The organism is Novosphingobium sp. BL-S-34, from assembly GCF_056857015.1.
Genome location: NZ_CM166473.1, coordinates 502,908 through 519,616, shown reverse-complemented (window position 1 = coordinate 519,616; position 16,709 = coordinate 502,908). Strand labels below are relative to the sequence as shown.

17 protein-coding genes are annotated in these 16,709 nt (G+C 66.7%); 13 read left to right on the top strand and 4 right to left on the bottom strand.

Translation table 11 applies throughout. The annotated features are described in order from the left end of the window. The first annotated feature begins 167 nt into the window (after positions 1-167). The 4 genes from AC1VV3_RS16395 (at position 168) to AC1VV3_RS16380 (ending at position 4,569) form a co-directional block, all read left to right on the top strand. Positions 168-443: a metal/formaldehyde-sensitive transcriptional repressor gene (locus AC1VV3_RS16395; protein ID WP_134094407.1), complete on the top strand. Its 276-nt coding sequence runs from the start codon at positions 168-170 to the stop codon at positions 441-443. 17 nt (positions 444-460) lie between these two features. Next, entirely contained in the window at positions 461-1,429 is a 969-nt protein-coding gene (gene dmeF, locus AC1VV3_RS16390; RefSeq protein WP_482963149.1) for a CDF family Co(II)/Ni(II) efflux transporter DmeF, read from the top strand. Positions 1,430-1,480: 51 nt separating this feature from the next. After that, on the top strand, positions 1,481-2,197 hold the full coding sequence (locus AC1VV3_RS16385) for an NAD-dependent deacylase (protein WP_482962903.1): 717 nt from the start codon (positions 1,481-1,483) through the stop codon (positions 2,195-2,197). A gap of 215 nt (positions 2,198-2,412) precedes the next feature. Further along, a complete protein-coding gene (locus AC1VV3_RS16380; RefSeq protein WP_482962902.1) occupies positions 2,413-4,569 on the top strand; it encodes a TonB-dependent siderophore receptor in 2,157 nt (718 codons plus the stop codon). Between the two features lie 116 nt (positions 4,570-4,685). Here the strand turns inward: AC1VV3_RS16380 and AC1VV3_RS16375 are convergent, their stop codons facing one another. After that, on the bottom strand, positions 4,686-6,071 hold the full coding sequence (locus AC1VV3_RS16375; protein WP_482962901.1) for an FAD-containing oxidoreductase: 1,386 nt from the start codon (positions 6,069-6,071) through the stop codon (positions 4,686-4,688). Next, positions 6,068-6,523, bottom strand: coding sequence for a DUF4126 domain-containing protein (locus AC1VV3_RS16370; RefSeq protein ID WP_132266730.1), 456 nt, complete (start codon positions 6,521-6,523; stop codon positions 6,068-6,070). Before AC1VV3_RS16370 ends, AC1VV3_RS16375 begins: the two co-directional genes overlap by 4 nt. A gap of 253 nt (positions 6,524-6,776) precedes the next feature. On the opposite strand from AC1VV3_RS16370, the gene AC1VV3_RS16365 reads away from it, so the two are divergent. Together AC1VV3_RS16365 and AC1VV3_RS16360 are read left to right on the top strand one after the other, a co-directional pair. After that, positions 6,777-7,070 (top strand): hypothetical protein, encoded by a 294-nt coding sequence (locus AC1VV3_RS16365; RefSeq protein ID WP_482962900.1) that lies wholly within the window; start codon positions 6,777-6,779, stop codon positions 7,068-7,070. A 79-nt stretch (positions 7,071-7,149) separates the two neighbouring features. Further along, positions 7,150-9,489, top strand: coding sequence for a GH92 family glycosyl hydrolase (locus AC1VV3_RS16360; RefSeq protein WP_482962899.1), 2,340 nt, complete (start codon positions 7,150-7,152; stop codon positions 9,487-9,489). Here the strand turns inward: AC1VV3_RS16360 and AC1VV3_RS16355 are convergent. Both AC1VV3_RS16355 and AC1VV3_RS16350 read right to left on the bottom strand, forming a co-directional pair. Continuing rightward, on the bottom strand, positions 9,461-9,946 hold the full coding sequence (locus AC1VV3_RS16355) for a DoxX family protein (RefSeq protein ID WP_482962898.1): 486 nt from the start codon (positions 9,944-9,946) through the stop codon (positions 9,461-9,463). The two genes, AC1VV3_RS16360 and AC1VV3_RS16355, sit on opposite strands and share 29 nt — an antisense overlap. Positions 9,947-10,036: 90 nt before the next feature. Next, a complete protein-coding gene (locus AC1VV3_RS16350) occupies positions 10,037-10,300 on the bottom strand; it encodes a BufA1 family periplasmic bufferin-type metallophore (protein ID WP_442046128.1) in 264 nt (87 codons plus the stop codon). Between the two features lie 159 nt (positions 10,301-10,459). Here AC1VV3_RS16350 and AC1VV3_RS16345 point away from each other — a divergent pair, with 159 nt between their 5' ends. From AC1VV3_RS16345 to AC1VV3_RS16315, 7 genes are all read left to right on the top strand, one after another. After that, positions 10,460-10,999 carry a sigma-70 family RNA polymerase sigma factor gene (locus AC1VV3_RS16345; RefSeq protein ID WP_442046127.1) on the top strand — a complete coding sequence of 180 codons (540 nt, stop codon included), beginning with the start codon at positions 10,460-10,462 and terminating at the stop codon, positions 10,997-10,999. Between the two features lie 36 nt (positions 11,000-11,035). After that, positions 11,036-11,638 carry a DUF1109 domain-containing protein gene (locus AC1VV3_RS16340; RefSeq protein ID WP_482962897.1) on the top strand — a complete coding sequence of 201 codons (603 nt, stop codon included), beginning with the start codon at positions 11,036-11,038 and terminating at the stop codon, positions 11,636-11,638. A gap of 86 nt (positions 11,639-11,724) precedes the next feature. After that, positions 11,725-11,994, top strand: a complete 270-nt coding sequence (gene bufA2 / locus AC1VV3_RS16335; protein WP_314466926.1) for a BufA2 family periplasmic bufferin-type metallophore — start codon at positions 11,725-11,727, stop codon at positions 11,992-11,994. A 75-nt stretch (positions 11,995-12,069) separates the two neighbouring features. Beyond that, positions 12,070-12,912: an MNIO family bufferin maturase gene (bufB, locus tag AC1VV3_RS16330; protein ID WP_482962896.1), complete on the top strand. Its 843-nt coding sequence runs from the start codon at positions 12,070-12,072 to the stop codon at positions 12,910-12,912. Next, positions 12,909-13,673: an HvfC/BufC family peptide modification chaperone gene (locus AC1VV3_RS16325; protein ID WP_482962895.1), complete on the top strand. Its 765-nt coding sequence runs from the start codon at positions 12,909-12,911 to the stop codon at positions 13,671-13,673. Before bufB ends, AC1VV3_RS16325 begins: the two co-directional genes overlap by 4 nt. Before the next feature lie 131 nt (positions 13,674-13,804). Next, the gene (locus AC1VV3_RS16320; protein WP_482962894.1) at positions 13,805-15,583 is read left to right on the top strand and encodes an IlvD/Edd family dehydratase; all 1,779 of its coding nucleotides are present in this window, start codon (positions 13,805-13,807) and stop codon (positions 15,581-15,583) included. A 129-nt stretch (positions 15,584-15,712) separates the two neighbouring features. Further along, the gene (locus tag AC1VV3_RS16315) at positions 15,713-16,603 is read left to right on the top strand and encodes a LysR family transcriptional regulator (RefSeq protein ID WP_482962893.1); all 891 of its coding nucleotides are present in this window, start codon (positions 15,713-15,715) and stop codon (positions 16,601-16,603) included. The last annotated feature ends 106 nt before the right edge of the window (positions 16,604-16,709 follow it).

Here is a 16,709-nt window from a genome sequence, read left to right as displayed (position 1 = left end):
TGCGACGGGGAAATGCAGCCGGTTCGGCCTCTTGCCCGATAACGAGCCCGGACGTGCCGAGCGCAGGAGCGGGCCCGAGGGCTTGCATACCATACCCCCCTAGGCTATTTGGCTCGCCATGACCGGATCGACGATTCCGGTGGCCAAAGTCGAAACCAGGGGAAGAAATGGCTCACATCAGCGAAAACCGCGACGCACTGCTGGCACGGGTCAAGCGAATCGCCGGGCAGATTGCGGCGGTGGAACGGGCGATCGCCGGGGACGCCGACTGCAGCGAAGTCCTCCACGTCGTTGCTGCGGTGCGCGGGGCCGTGAACGGCCTGCTGGACGAAGTCATCGTCGATCATCTCGAAGCGCATGTCGCGGCGCCGGGCCTGTCCGAGGAGGAGCGTCACAAGGGCGCGGAGGATCTGGCGACCGTGATCCGGAGGTATACGAAGTGAGCGGACAAGCACCCGCCATGGCCGCCCCCTTGGGCAATTTCACGCACCTCACCCATGAGCACGTCTTCCTGGGCGCTGCGCATGACGAGAATGCGCGGCGGACGCGCTGGGTGGTGGCACTCACGGCGGCGATGATGGTGGGCGAGATCATCGCCGGCTACGCAACCGGATCGATGGCGCTCCTGGCAGACGGCTTCCACATGGCCACGCATGCCGGGGCGCTCGGCGTGGCGGCCGCCGCCTATGCTTATGCGAAGCGCCACGCGCGCAGCAGTGCCTTCAGCTTCGGCACCGGCAAAGTGGGCGACCTGGCTGGCTTCGCCTCGGCGCTCGTGCTGGGCATTGTCGCCTTTGCGATCGGCGCGGAATCGCTCCTGCGTCTGTTCGAGCCGATCACGGTGGCATTCGCCGAAGCGACGTGGATCGCGGTCCTCGGCCTCGCGGTCAACATCGCCTCCGCCTTCCTTCTTTCCGGCGGTCATGATCATGGTCACCATCACGGGCATGGCCACCACCATGGGCACGGGCATGGCCACCACCATGAGCACGGGGATCATCATGGCCACGGCGGCGACAACAACTTGCGCTCGGCTTATGTCCATGTGCTCGCCGACGCCCTGACATCGGTGCTGGCGATCGCAGCGCTTCTCGCTGGCCGCTACCTGGGGTGGATGTGGATGGACCCTGTCATGGGCATCGTCGGCGCGGTCGTGATCGCACGGTGGTCGTGGTCGTTGATGCGCGACACGGCGACGATCCTGCTCGACCGGACCGACGATCACGTCGCAGAGGAAGCACGGGAACTGATCGAGACGCCGGGCGACGCGCAGATCACCGACCTCCACGTCTGGAAGGTCGGCCCCGAAGCCCACTCGGCTATCGTCAGCGTGGCGGCCAGGCCGGGCATCGACGCCGCCGAAATCCGTCGCCGGCTGGTGCCGGTTCACGAGCTGCAACACCTGACGGTCGAAGTCGCACACGTCTGACGTGCGGCAGATCGGATAGCGAACTGAACCTCGAAACCAGCGCGGGACAGCTTGACCAACATCGTCATCCTCACGGGAGCCGGGATTTCCGCCGAGAGCGGCATTGCCACGTTCCGAAGCTCCACCCCGCGCTGGGACGATCGCGCACTTGAAGCGCTTTGTTCGGCCGAGGGCTTCGCGGGGGACCGATACAAAGCGCATGATCTCTACGACGCCAGAAGGGCCCAGCTGGCGCAAGTGGAGCCCAACGCCGCCCACCTCGCCCTCGCCCGCCTCGAACGCCACTGGCAGCGCGAGAACCGGGGTGAATTCACGCTCATCACGCAGAACATCGACAATCTCCACGAGCGTGCGGGAAGCCGGCAGGTCCTGCACATGCACGGCGAATTGGACGCGGCGCGGTGCGAAAGCTGCCAACGCAGCTTCTCCTGGACCGGCAGTCTCGCCGTTCGCGAGGATTGCCCGGCCTGCGAAGAACCGGCGCTGCGACCGGACGTCGTCCTCTTCGGAGAAGCCCCTTATCACCGACAGCGCAGCGAAGAGCTGTCGGCTCGCGCAAACCTGTTCATCGCCATCGGGACTTCGGCAACGGTGCACCCGGCCGCCGGGCTCGTGAAGCACGCCCGTAACAACCGCGCGATCACGATCGAGGTCAATCTGCGGCGCTCGGACAGCCCGGACTTCCGGCGCTTTTTCGAAGGTCCGGCAACGCGCGAGGTTCCGGCGCTGGTCGATTACCTGACGATCGAGTCCGGCGCGGAAGGCTGACCTCGTCACACCGGTCCCAGTCAAGCAGCACGCCCGTCAGTCCCCGGCAAAGCCTGCGACAAGCCGACCCTCTTCGTTTCGCAACGGTTTCCTGTCCCTTACAAAATAAATGCTTAGCTGATATTGCATCTGCAACTCATTCGCATTAGTCCGCCGCCCGCAGATGGGGAGGCAGGGAGCTTCCCGCCTGAGCCATAGCCAGGGGAGGCTAAAAGATGTCCGTTCGAAGCACGATCCGCGCCCGCTATTCCGTTCCGTCCATGCTGGTGATAGGTCTGCTGACCGCCACCGCCGCCCGCGCGGAAGACACCGCGGAAGATCCCGAACCTGACGCCATCGTCGTCACCGGGGCCACGGAAACGACCGGTCTCAGCCTCTCCTCTCGCGAGACGCCGCAGTCGGTGACGGTTCTCGACAGCGCCCGCATGGAAGAACAGGGCCTTTACGACATCTCCGAAGTGATGGAGCAGATCGTCGGCATCCAGTCCAACCGCTCCAGCGCCTTGGGAACGGACGGCACCAACTACACCGCGCGCGGCTTCGCGGTGCAGAACTACCTCGTCGACGGGGTGGCCCGGCCCATCAATATCTATGGCTTCACCGAAGACACGGCCGACATGATCGCCTATGACCGGATAGAGGTCATCCGCGGTTCGGCAGGCATGATGACCGGCACCGGCCAGCCCTCCGCGGCGATCAACATGGTCCGCAAGCGCCCCGGCACGACCACCCGCGCCACCGCCGCCGCAACGGTGGGCTCCTGGGACATGTACCGGGTCGAGGGCGACGTTGGCGGAGCGCTGACGTCCGACGGAAAAGTGCGGGCCCGCGTGGCCGGGGCCCTGCAGGAAAACGACACTTTCATCGACCGCGAACACGTCAAGCGCCAGGCGCTCTACGGCGTGGTGGAAGCGGACCTCACCCCCAACACGCTCCTTACCGCCGGCGTGGAATATCAGAACTTCCGCAACGAAGCCGCCTCGCGCGGCGGGGTCCCGCTCTACTTCACCGACGGCACCAAGACGCATTTCGCGCGGTCGACCAATGGCGGCACGGACTGGTCGGACTTCCACCGCAAGAGCGTCAATCTCTTCGCGTCCTTGGCCCATGATTTCAGCAGCGACTGGCATCTGGAGGTCAGCGCCGAGCACAAGTCCGGCTCTTACGACGAGACGATCGGGTACTTCTTCGGCTCGTCGATCGACAAGGATACCGGCCTTGGCGGCACGCTCTATTCCACGCGCTGGGCATCGGACCTGACGCTGGACGCCGTCTATGCCAATTTGCGCGGCAGCTTCGAGGCGCTCGGCCAGGAACAGCATATCGCCCTGAACCTGAGCCACGCCGAGTTTGACGACGACCAGACGCTCTACCCCGGCTGGTGGGACGGCCCGGAATACATGAACTCCTCCATCAACGCCTACGAGTTCTTCGAGACCGGAAGCTACCCCAAGCCCGACCTGACGGCGACGGGCGCCCTTGGCGGCAATCGCGTTCGGACCACCAGCGCGGCAGGCGTGGCGCGGCTGAAGCCGATTGCGCCGCTCTCCATCATCGCCGGCGGACGCCTGACATGGTGGAAGCAGGACAGCTATTCGCAGGACGAAGGCGCGGCCCGGATCTGGACGCCGGGCACGCACGAAAAAGCCGTCTTCACGCCTTATGCGGGTATCGTGCTGGACTTCACGAAGACCATCTCCGCCTATGTCAGCTACGCCAGCGTGTTCGAACCGCAGACCAAGCGCACGGTGGACGGAGACATCATCGCGCCGCTTGAAGGCAATACTTACGAGGCCGGTCTCAAGGCCGATTTCCTCGACGGCAAGCTGAGCGCCAGTGCGGCGGTCTTCCGCATGAAGCAGGACAATTATGCCCTGGCCGACGGCGCCGGCATTTTCGCGCCGGACGGCAGCACGGCCTATCACGCGGTGTCGGGCATGAAGTCGAAGGGCTTCGAACTGGAAGTCACTGGCGAGGTGCTGCCCGGCTGGCGCGTGGCTGGCGGTTTCGCCAACGCCCGCGCGAAGGATCGCGACGGCGTGCGCCAGCTGCCGCAAGTCGCGAAGAACAGCTTCAAGATGTTCACGACATATCGCCTGCCCGGCGACCTCGACGGCTTGACGCTGGGCGGCAACCTGACGTGGCAGGGCAAGACGACGGCAGACGGCGAAGGCCCCAACGGCGAGATCTATACGCAAGGCAGCTTCGCGATTGTCGATCTTCTGGCAAGCTATCGCTTCTCGCAGCGGCTGTCGCTGGCGGTGCATCTCGATAACCTGTTCGACAAGACCTACTATTCGGGCCTGTTCATCGGCAGCGCGCGCTACGGTTCGCCGCGGGCCTTCACCGCATCGCTGCGCGCAAGCCTGTGATCGGGGGCCGCCCCAGGTCTCCTGCCTGATCGAATGGGAAGGACGGTTCCGTCAGGAGCCGTCCTTCCGCGCCCCTGCCCGACCCACGGCCTTACCAAATGCCCGCCCGCTGGCGGTCATAACGCGCCGCCGTCCGGCTTCGCGTCCAGGGCAAGGGTGGGGAGCAGTTCGGCTACCGTGGGATGAATGGGCACGGCCCAGCGCAGCGTATCGATCGAAGCGCCTGCGTTCATCAGGTCGAGCACGCCGCTGATCGCCTCGTCGCCCGACGTGCCGAGAATGGCGGCGCCGAGGATTTCACGCGTTTCGGCATCGGCGACGAGCTTCATGAAGCCCAGCGCTTCCGCCTTCTCCACCGCGCGGCCGACCCGGGACATCGGACGCTTGGCCACGAGCAACGATCGGCCGCTGGCGCGGGCCTGGCTCTCGGTCATGCCGACACGGCCGAGTGGCGGATCGATGTAAAGCGCATAGCCAGGGATCCGCGCACTGACGCGGCGCGCCTCGCCGTCGAGCAGATTGGCAGCGACGATCTCGTAATCGTTCCACGCCGTGTGAGTGAAAGCCCCCTTGCCGTTACAGTCGCCGAGGGCCCAGACGCCTTCGCATGTAGTGGCGAGCTGATCGTCGACCGTGATGTAACCGCGGGCGTCGGTGGCGATCCCCGCCTTGTCGAGGCCGAGGTCGTCGGTGTTGGGTCGCCGCCCGGTGGCCAGCAGGACATGGCTGCCATGGATCGACGGCGCGCCGGTCTGGCAGTCCACCCCAACGGAGACGCCCGTTTCGTGCGGCGCCAGGCTGATGCAAGTGGCCGAAGTGCGCACCTCGATGCCTTCGGCTTCAAGGATACTGCGAATTTCCTCGGAAACGTCCTCGTCCTCCCGGGCGATCAGGCGGGGTCCCATTTCCACCACGCTGACCCGGCTGCCGAAGCGGCGGAACATCTGCGCGAATTCCAGACCGATGTAGCTGCCGCCGATGACCACGAGATGCTGGGGCAGACTGTCGATCGCGATCAGATCGGCATTGGTCAGGAAGGCGACATCCTTGACGCCCGGCAGATCGGGGATAGCCGGACGGCCGCCGACATTGAGGAAAATCCGGGGCGCCGACAGACGGCGCTCACCCACCGCCATGAGCCCCGGGCCGAGGAAGGCCGCATGGCCGCGAACCAGCTCAAGTCCCGGCATGCCCTGAAGCCAATCCTCGTTGCCGTGACGGGCATCGAGGATGATCCGGCGTGCCCGCTCCGCCACTTTGGCCATATCGACCGAGACCGCACCGCTGCTCACGCCGAAATCGGCACCGCGGCGGGCGAGGTGAGCGGCATAGGCACTGGCCACCATCGTCTTGGTGGGTCTGCAGCCGGTGTTGACGCAGGTTCCCCCGACATGGCGGCGTTCGATGAGCGCGACGGTCATTCCGGCAGCCGTCAAGCGCCCCGCCAGCGCGGGACCGGCCTGACCGGCGCCGACGATGATGGCGTCGAAATGCTCGGTCATACCTGGCTCACGATCATGACGGCCGCCGCGATTGCCACGACATCTTCCAGAAGGGCCGCCGGGCGGTCGCTTCCGAAGGCCCTTGCCAGCGCCCCGCGCGCCGCCGCGCCGCCAAGCGTGCCGACGAGGGCACCGAGCGCGCCCAGCAGCAGCCCGGCGATCAGACTGCCGCTGCCAGCGCCGATGGTCGCCCCGGAGAGCCCGCCGGTCAGGATACGGCCCCCGAACTGCACCGGCACCTTGCGGCTGGGGGTTGAGGGAAGCTTGTCAGTGACGAGTTCGCCGAGGGCCAGGACGCCGAGGATCCAGGGCGTGAAGGCATAGCCCATGAACGCGAGCGGCGTATCGGCCACATGCAGGCCGCCGAAACGCGCCGCGAAAGCCGCTGCGGCCGGAGCGGTCATCGACCGCAGGCCCGCAACGATCCCGATCAGAAAGGCCAGCACGAGCATAAGTCGAACTCCTTATGAGTTGTTTCGCTTTTCGTTAACGCGTCTGCGGATCACTCTGGCCGGCGGCATGGCAGGAGAAGACGGCACATCGCTTGGGCCGCTGCCGGTTCGAAAGCTATACCGGCATTCCACCAAAGGCCAAGGCCGGGAGATCATGGATAGATCCAGACTGGCGCCATGTGCATCCTGCGGCCTCGGCTGTTTCGCTCAAGAACGGTATGCGCAGGCCGTCCGATCGGTCTAGACGGCACGGATGAGCCTTCTCGAACACACTCTCGCGGCCCTGGCGATCCAGGGCCTGTTTCGGCTTCTCACCGGAAACTGGTGGAGCGGGGCCGTGGCGGCCTCGGCCTATTTCCTGGGGCGTGAGGTGGCGCAGGCGGAGTATCGCTGGATCGAAGTCTACGGACATGGGCTGAGGGCGAATATGCCGTGGTGGGCGCCGATGGACCTGCGGGTATGGCCGAAGCTCGATCAGTGGGTGGACTGGATGGGGCCGATCGCGGCCACCAGCGCGGTCGCCTGCCTGCTGAACCGCCGCCGATGAGCAGAACCGCCTCGCGAGCCTTCCAGGAAGGTTCGCCGCGCGGTTGAACAGCCGTCATGGCTCGGCTTATCATGCGGCGATGAGACTTCTCCTTTCGGTCGCCCTGCTGACCAGCGCCCTTTTCGTGCAACCGCTGGCCGCGGTGCCGGACGACGACGTGCTGCGCTGGGTGGACCCGATGATCGGCACCGGCCCCGAAGGACATACCTTCCCGGGCGCCAGCGCGCCGTTCGGCATGGTGCAGCTCTCGCCCGATACCGACGCGACTTGCCAGATACGCGATTGCTACGCCCATGCCGCCGGCTACAGCTATCACGACAGCACGATCCAGGGATTCAGCCACACGCACTTTTCAGGAGCCGGGCACTCGGACCTCGGCGACCTGCTGGTGATGCCCGCCGTCGGCCCGGCCAGCGCCGTGAAGCTCGATCCCGGCAGCGCCGACCGGCCCGGTTCCGGCTATCGCCAGCGCTTCTCGCACGGGACCGAAGTGGCCAGCGCGGGCTACTATGCCGTGACCCTGGCCGACAGCGGCGTGCGTGCGGAACTGACCGCCGGAACCCGCGTCGGCATCCATCGCTATGCTTTCCCCAAGGACACGGACGCGCACCTGGTGATCGACTTGCGCAGCAGCCTCTACGATTATCCCGGCAAGATCCTGTGGTCGGGCCTGCACGTGCACGAGGACGGCACGATCACCGGTTTTCGCGAGACGCGCGGCTGGGCGCCGGGCCGCAAGCTGTTCTTCGCGATGCGCTTTTCCGCGCCGTTGAAAGACCACGCCTTCATCGACCGTGACGAGCACGTTCCCTACAAGGGCTTCCGCGCGCCGCAGGCGCTGCCGGGCCGGAGCGCGGACGGCGTGGCCGAGAAGCTGGGCAAGGCGCTGGAGGCCCGGCTGGACTTCGGCTCGCTGGACCGGCCGCTGGAAGTGCGCGTCGCGCTGTCCGGGGTGGACGAGCAAGGCGCCATCGCCAATCTCGATGCCGAGGGCGCCGATTTCGATACCGTGCGCCGCCGCACCGAGGGGCAGTGGCGTGACGCCCTGGCCCGGCTCAGCATGGACGCACCGCCGAAGATGCGGACCAGTCTCTATACCGCGCTCTATCACAGCCTGCTCGCACCCAGCGTATGGAGCGACACCGACGGGCGCTATCGCGGTCCTGACGATCAGGTCCACATCGCACGCGATTTCACGTTCCGCTCGACTTTTTCGCTTTGGGACACGTTCCGCGCCGAGCACCCGCTGCTGACCCTGGTACAGCCGGAAAGGACCACGTCCGACATCGTCAATTCGCTGGTCGCCAGCCGCGAGTACAGTCCCTGGGGCATCCTGCCGGTGTGGCAATTCGCCGGGCGCGAAACCTGGACAATGATCGGCTATCATGCCGCGCCGGTGATCGCCGATGCCTATCTCAAGGGCCTCGGCGGGTTCGATGCGGCGAGGGCGCTCGACGCGATGGTCGCCAGCGCCGACTATGCGCCCTACGGCGGCCTGGCCGAATATATCCAGCGCGGCTACGTGCCGATCGACAAGGAACCCGAGGCGGCATCGAAGACGGTCGAGTACGCTTACGACGACTGGACGATCGCCCGCATGGCGCAGGCCATGGGCCGCAAGGATCAGGCCGCGCGGTTCGCAAAGCGCGCCGGATACTGGCGCAATTCCTTCGACGCGAAGAGCGGCTGGCTGCGCGCTCGCAAGAGCGACGGCACTTTCCGCACGCCGTTCGATCCCACCGCGATCAACTACGGTTCGGACTATACCGAAGGCAACGCCTGGCAATATAGCTGGTTCGTGCCGCAGGACCAGGCCGGGCTGTTCCGCATGCTCGGCGGCGACGGCAAGGTCATCGCCCGGCTGGACGCCATGTTCGACTTCGACAATTCCAAACTCGACTATAGCCATGCCGAGGACATTTCCGGCCTGATCGGTCAATATATCCACGGCAACGAGCCGAGCCATCACGTCGCCTACCTCTACGCCCATGCCGGCGCGCCGTGGCGCACGCAGGAGCGGTTGAAGCAGATCGTCGACAGCCAGTACAAGCCCACGCCGGACGGCCTGTCCGGCAATGACGACCTGGGCCAGATGTCGGCCTGGCTGGTCTTCACGGGTCTTGGCTTCTATCCGGTGACGCCCGGATCCAACCAGTATGTGATCGGCCGCCCCTTTGTGAGCCATGCCGCCATCACGCTGCCCGGCGGCAAGACCTTCACCATCGAGACCGACGCCTTCTCCGACGCCAATCCCTATGTCGGCAAAGTGGAACTGAACGGACGCCCGCTCGACCGCGCATGGATCTCCGATGCCGAAATACGCGGCGGCGGCACGCTTCGCTTCGTGATGCAGGCCCGGCCCGACAAGGCATGGGGCTCAGGTCGCGGAGTCAGGCCCTTCTCGATGTCGGCGCACTGACCGTCCGCCCCGCCCCCGGCATGTTTCCTATCAGCGCATCGAACGACCATGCGCCGCCGCCGCGCGCGATGAGCGGCAGCAGGATCGCAGCCCAACTGAGGTGCGTCGGCCAAGCATCGGGATAGACGAATATCTCGATGACGGCGGTCATGCCCAGCAGGGCGGCTGCGGCCGGCCGGGTGCACAGCCCCAGCAACAGCAGGATCGGGAAGACATGTTCGGAATAGGCCGCCGCCCTGGCCGCGAATTCGGGCGATACGAGCGGCAGCGCATATTCGCTGCGGAACAGCTCGAAGGTGCCGGGGGTGATGGTAAGGATACCCTCCACCTTGGTGCGGCCGGACTGGAAGAAGACCGCCGCTATGCCCAGCCGGGCGATCAGCAGGAGCAGATCCTCGGGCAGGAGGCGGGCCGCCAGCGCGGCGGCGCGATCGGAAAAGGCTTGGAGCTTGGGCATGGCGCGGTGTTCCGTGAAAGAGCGCCCGCATCCGGCCAGGGCGGATCACAGCACTGGCCGGATGCGGGCTGAACGGGTTCGCTGAAGGGCTCAGGCCTTGGGCGTCAGCGAGCCGTGGCCCTTGGGCGTCTTGATCTTCTCGCACGAACCGGCCTTCACCAGCTTCCAGGCATTGCCCTGGTAGTCGGTCTTCGAAGTGCCGGCGCAGCTGGTGCCCGCACCGGCCTTGCAATCGTTCTTTCCGGCGAGCGAGACGCCGTAGCACTTTTCCATGGGGGCGGCGGGCGCCGCTGCGGCATGGCCGGCGACGGACAGGGCAAGGGCGGCGGCGAGCGCGGCGGGGGTCTTGTTCATGGCGGAAGTCTCCTCTCGTGCAGGCCGGTCATTCGGCCGCTTCATGAAAGCCAGTTCGGACCGATGCCGACGAAGGTTACAGTGCGCGGCGCCGAAATTTATTCTAGACAGACCTGTAACCTTTGCGGCCGCTTTCCCGAATGGGGGTGAGGAGCATCGATGCAGGCAAGCGAAGACGAACTGAGGGCGATGATGATCGGCGGGCTGAATGGCCACGCGCCGTCTCATGCCGCGTTGCTGCGTGCGCTTGTCCCCCTGCTCCGCGCTTTCTATCGCCGCCGCATGCAGGGCGGCGAAGACGATATCGAGGACCTCGTGCAGGAAACGCTGATCGCCGTGCATACCCGGCGCGCCACTTACGACCGTGACCGCCTGTTCACCCCATGGCTCTTTGCGGTCGCGCGCTACAAGATGATCGACCACTTCCGGCTCCGCCGCCGCAATTGCCCGATCGAGGGATTGGAGGAAATCCTGGTTGCCGAAGGTTTCGAGGATGCCAGCAATGCCCGCATGGACCTTGACCGCCTGCTTGCGGAGCTGCCGCCCAAGCAGGCGGAGTCCATCCGCGCCACCCGGATCGACGGTCTCAGCATCACCGAAACCGCCGACCGCGCGGGCCTTGGCGCGTCGGACGTGAAAGTCTCGGTCCATCGGGGTCTCAAGGCGCTGGCCGCCCGTATCGCGGGAGAGCGGCGATGAACGTCGAGACTTCTCATCGACACGCTCTCGGCCGACGTGAAGCCGGTGCGCCGCCACGCGGTAGCCCGGCGGATCGCGCTGGGCCTGCTTATGGGCGGCGCGGCCACCGCCATCCTGATCGCCATCGGCCTGGGCATCCGGCCCGATCTGGGCCTGGCGATGCGCGGCTATTCGTTCTGGGTGAAGTGGCTCTACACGCTCTCGCTGGCGGTCTGCGCGCTGATCCTGGTCGCCCGACTGGCGCGGCCGGGCAGGTCCGCGTCGCGCTGGCTATGGCTGCTGCCCGTACCGGTCTGCCTGCTCGCCGTTATCGGCGTGGTAGAGATGGGCCATGTCCCGCAGGCGGAATGGCTGGCGATGTGGCTGGGGCATAGCTGGAAGGTCTGTTCTTCGCTGGTGCTGATGCTGGCCGCGCCGATCTTCGTCGGCCTGCTCTGGTCGTTCCGCCGACTGGCGCCCACGCGGCTGCGCGCGGCGGGGGCAGCAGCGGGGCTTGCCGCAGGGTCCTGCGCGGCGACCCTCTACTGCCTGCACTGCCCGGAAGTCTCGGCGATCTTCGTGCTGACGTGGTATACGCTGGGCATCGCGCTGGCGGCGGGCGCCGGGGCCCTGCTGGGGCCTCGCGTGCTGCGCTGGTAAAAAGAAATTGTCGGCGCTGTAACCCCGGCCCGCTCCGCGCCGAACTGGAAGGGCCAAACCGGCACTACCCATCGGGAGATCGATCCATGAACGCCAAGTCCACCAGCATCACTTTCGCCGCCACGGCCGCCCTGCTCGCTCTCGGCGCCGCTGCCAATGCCGTGCCCGCGAGCGCCCAGGACGCGAAGGCCGAAGCCATCCACTGCTACGGCGTCAACAGCTGCAAGGGCACTTCGGACTGCAAGACCGCCCAGAACGACTGCAAGGGCATGAACGCGTGCAAGGGCCACGGCTTCAAGGAAATGACCGCCAAGGCCTGCGCCGCTGCCGGCGGCCGCACCACCGAGGCCAAGTAAAATGCAGGACGGCCCGGGCGGTTTCGCTTCCGCCCGGGCCCGCCTTCCCCCCGCCAACCTGCCGCGAGCATGACCATGAACGCACCCGTCCCGACTTTCTCCGGCTATGGCCTCGGCCTTCGCAGGGAGCATTACCGCGACTTTCTCGAAACCGAGATCGACGTCGACTTCGTGGAAGTCATCTCGGAAAACTTCATGGTCGATGGCGGCCGCCCGCGCGACATCCTGCGGCGCGTGCGGGAACGCCACCCGGTGGCGCTGCACGGCGTCTCGATGTCGATCGGCTCGGCCGACGGCCTCGACCGCGCCTATCTCGAAAGGTTGAAGGCACTCGTCGACGAGATCGAGCCGCTGTTCGTGTCCGACCACCTCAGCTGGTCGCGTTTCGAAGGCTTCAATTCCCACGACCTGCTCCCCCTGCCTTATACCGCCGAAGCGCTCGACGTGGTCTGCGCGAACATCGACCTGGCGCAGGATGTGCTGGGCCGCGCGATGCTGGTGGAGAACCCCTCCAGCTACGTCGCCTTCGATGGATCGACGATGAGCGAATGGGCCTTCATCGATGCCATGTGCCAGCGCACCGGCTGCCACCTGCTGCTGGACGTCAACAATATCCACGTCAGCGCCGTGAACCACGGCTTCGATCCGATCGCCTATCTGGACGGCATCCCTGCCGCACGGGTGCGCCAGGTCCATCTCGCGGGGCACAGCCAGGGCGAGGACATGCTGATCGACACGCATGACCGCTCCGTCCCGACCCCGGTCTGGACCCTTTACGAACATGCCATGAGCCGCCTCGGCCCGGTGGCGACGATGATCGAGCGGGACGACGCCATTCCCCCGCTGGACGAACTGCTGGCCGAACTGAAGACGGCGCGCCGCATCGGCACGGCGGCCCGGCGAAAGGCGGCGGCATGAACCTCGCGGCACTTCAGGGCGATTTTCGCGGATGGCTGGTCGAAGCTTCCGAGCATGCGGCGCGCCGCATCGGCCCGGCCGCCCGGCCCGGCCTGTCGGTCTATCAGAACAACTATCGCACGCAGTTGGTCACCTGCCTGGCCGAAACGCTGGGGCACACCCATGCCTGGCTGGGCGACGAAGCGTTTCTCGCCGCTTCCATCGCTCATATCGACGCGGTGCCTCCGCATGCCTGGACGCTGGACGTCTATCCCGCCGGCTTTGCCGAGACGCTGGCCCGCCTCTATCCCGGTGATGCGGAAGTCTCCGAACTGGCGGCGCTGGAATGGGCGCTGTCCCGCGCGTTCACGGCGCCCGATGCCGCGCCGATGTCGCTGACCGATCTCGCGGCGGTCGACTGGGACACCGCCGTCCTCCGCTTCGCGCCCAGCCTGCAGATCCTTCCCGCCACGACGAATGCGGCCGCGATCTGGTCGGCTCTGGCTGCCGGCGAAACGCCGTCCGCAGCCGCGCGCTTGCCAGAAGCCGCCGCGTTGCTGGTGTGGCGGCAGGACTTCGCCCCCACCTTTCGCACCATCGATGCCGTAGAAGAGCAGGCCATCGCCCTCTGCGCCGCAGGGCAGGATTTCACGGCGCTCTGCGCGTCACTGGCCGAGGCGCTGGGCCAGGAACCCGGCATGGCCCGCGCCGCCGCCCTTCTGGGCAAATGGATCGGCGACGGCCTCATCGTCGGCGCGGCCCCGCCTTCGGCCGCCGCGTAACGACCGGGCCCGGCAGGCCCGCCATCCGCAAGTCATCGTCCATTCTTCCCCCGCGGTCGCCGGGGCCCTTGCATTGGGGCCGCCAGGATGTGCTAGGTGTCCAGCGGCAGTGCCGAGAGAGGATGAAGACCATGACCGCTATTCCCGAACGCCGTTTCCGCTCGCAGGACTGGTTCGCCGATCCTGCGCGGTCGGACATGGTGGCTCTCTATCTCGAGCGCTTCATGAACTACGGCATCACCCCCGCCGAGCTGCGCTCCGGCCGCCCGATCATCGGCATTGCGCAATCGGGCAGCGACCTGTCGCCCTGCAACCGCATCCACCTGGACCTCGCGAAGCGAGTGCGCGACGGCATTCGCGATGCGGGGGGGATCGCGATGGAGTTCCCCGTTCATCCCATATTCGAGAACTGCCGCCGCCCGACCGCCGCGCTTGACCGCAACCTGGCCTACATGGGGCTGGTGGAGATCCTCTACGGTTATCCGATCGACGCCGTGGTCCTGACCACCGGCTGCGACAAGACCACGCCTTCGCAAGTCATGGCCGCTTCCACGGTGGACATTCCCGCCATCGTCCTGTCCGGCGGGCCGATGCTGGACGGGTGGCACGAAGGCGATCTCGTCGGTTCCGGCACCGTCATCTGGCGCAGCCGCCGCAAGCTGGCGGCGGGCGATATCGACGAGGAGGAATTCCTCCAGCGTGCCTGCGACAGCGCACCTTCGGCCGGGCACTGCAACACCATGGGCACGGCTTCGACGATGAACGCCGTCGCCGAGGCGCTCGGCCTCTCGCTGCCGGGCTGCGCCGCCATCCCGGCGCCCTATCGCGAACGCGGCCAATACGCCTATGAAACCGGACGCCGCATCGTCGAAATGGCGCACGAGGACTTGCGCCCCTCGCGGATCCTGACGCGCGACAGCTTCCTCAACGCCATCCGCGTGGTCAGCGCCATCGGCGGATCGAGCAATGCGCAGCCGCACATCATGGCGATGGCCCGCCATGCCGACGTCGAATTGACCGCGGCCGACTGGACCGAACATGGCTACGACCTGCCGCTGATCCTCGACATGCAGCCCGCCGGACGTTTCCTGGGTGAACGGTTCCACCGCGCCGGCGGCGTCCCCGCGATCATGTGGGAACTGCAGCAGGCCGGCGTCCTCGCCGACCAGTGCCTGACCGTGACTGGCGAAACCCTGGCCGACAATCTCCAGGGCCGCGAGGCGCGAGACCGCGAGGTCATCCGGCCCTTCGCCTCGCCTTTGCGCGAAAAGGCCGGCTTCCTGGCGCTTTCGGGCAACCTGTTCGACTTCGGCATCATGAAGACTTCGGTGATCAGCGCCGAATTCCACGACCGCTACCTTTCCCGCCCCGGCTCGGAAGGCGCATTCGAGGCGCGGGCGATCGTATTCGAAGGGGGCGAGGACTACCACCACCGCATCAACGATCCCGCGCTGCAGATCGATGCGGACTGCATTCTCGTCATGCGCGGCGCCGGTCCGCAAGGCTGGCCCGGCTCGGCAGAAGTCGTCAACATGCAGCCGCCGGATGCCCTGATCAAGCTGGGCGTGCAGTGGCTGCCGACCCTGGGCGACGGCCGCCAGTCGGGCACTTCGGACAGCCCCTCGATCCTCAACTGCTCGCCCGAGAGCGCCGCCGGGGGCGGGCTGTCGTGGCTGCGCACCGGCGACACTATCCGCATCGACATTCGCGCCGGCACCTGCAACGCCCTGGTGGACGAGGCCGAGATCGCCGCCCGCAAGGCCGAGGGGCCGCCGCCGATCCCCGAGAGCCATACGCCGTGGGAGGAACTGTTCCGCGAAAAGACCGGACAAATGGCCGACGGCGCGGTGATGGAGATGGCCGTCAAGTACCGGCGCATCGCCGAAAAGACGCCCCGACACAATCACTGAGCGCCTAATCACTAAATATCACTTTTGGCGAACACCGGGCGGGGGAGCGATCCCCCGCCGCGCCGAATATCGAACACCTTCCTGCACCCGCGCCTTGCCAACGGCCAAGGCGCGGGGCACATCGCCGGGATGACGCTTGAACAGCTGCGCATCTTCATCGCGGTCGCCGAACGGGAGCATGTCACTCGGGCGGCCAGGGCGCTCAACGTCACCCAGTCGGCCGCGAGCGGCGCGATTGCAGCGCTGGAAATCCGCCACGACGTGAAGCTGTTCAACCGCGTCGGTCGCGGGATCGAGCTTACCGACGCCGGCCGGATGTTCCTGGACGAAGCCCGCGCCGTCGTCGCCCGCGCCGCAAGCGCCGAACTGGCCCTGGCGGAATATGGCGGCCTCAAGCGCGGGACATTGCGCCTCGTCGCCAGCCAGACCATCGCCGGCTACTGGCTGCCCGCGCGCCTTGCCGCATTCAAGCGCCGCTATCCGGGGATCGCGCTGTCGGTCGCCATCGCCAATACCGAAGCGAGCGCCCACGCCGTCCATCTGGGCGACGCAGAACTGGGCTTCATCGAAGGCGCCGTCGACGATCCGGCGCTGGCACGCTGGCCCGTCGGCGCCGACCAGATGGTCATGGTCGGCCGGGAGCCGGTAGAGGCGGTCACTAACGACTGGCTTGCGAAAGCGCCCTGGGTCATGCGCGAGGAAGGCTCGGGCACCCGCTCGACGTTCGAAGCGGCGGTCCGCGATCGCGGTCTCGATCCCGGCGCGCTCGACGTGGTGCTGACGCTGCCGTCCAACGAAGCGGTCCTCGCCGCCGTTCTGACCGGCGCGGGTTACGGCGTCCTCTCCAAGCTGGTCGTCGATACCGCGCTGGGTGCCCGCTCCCTTCATGCCCTGCCGTTTCACCTGCCACGGCGGCCTTTCTTCGGGCTGCGGCAGAAGGAGCGCTATCGCAGCAAGGCGGCCGATGCCTTGCTCGACATCATCCGCGACCACGAAGCGCAGCCCGACTGGATCATCTGATCGGCGAGCAGCCCTGATTGATCGATGGAAGCGATCATACCGATGGAGACGCCGGCGCGCTTAAACGTCGCGCGCAAGCCTTAGGCCGCCAGGACCGCCAATCCAG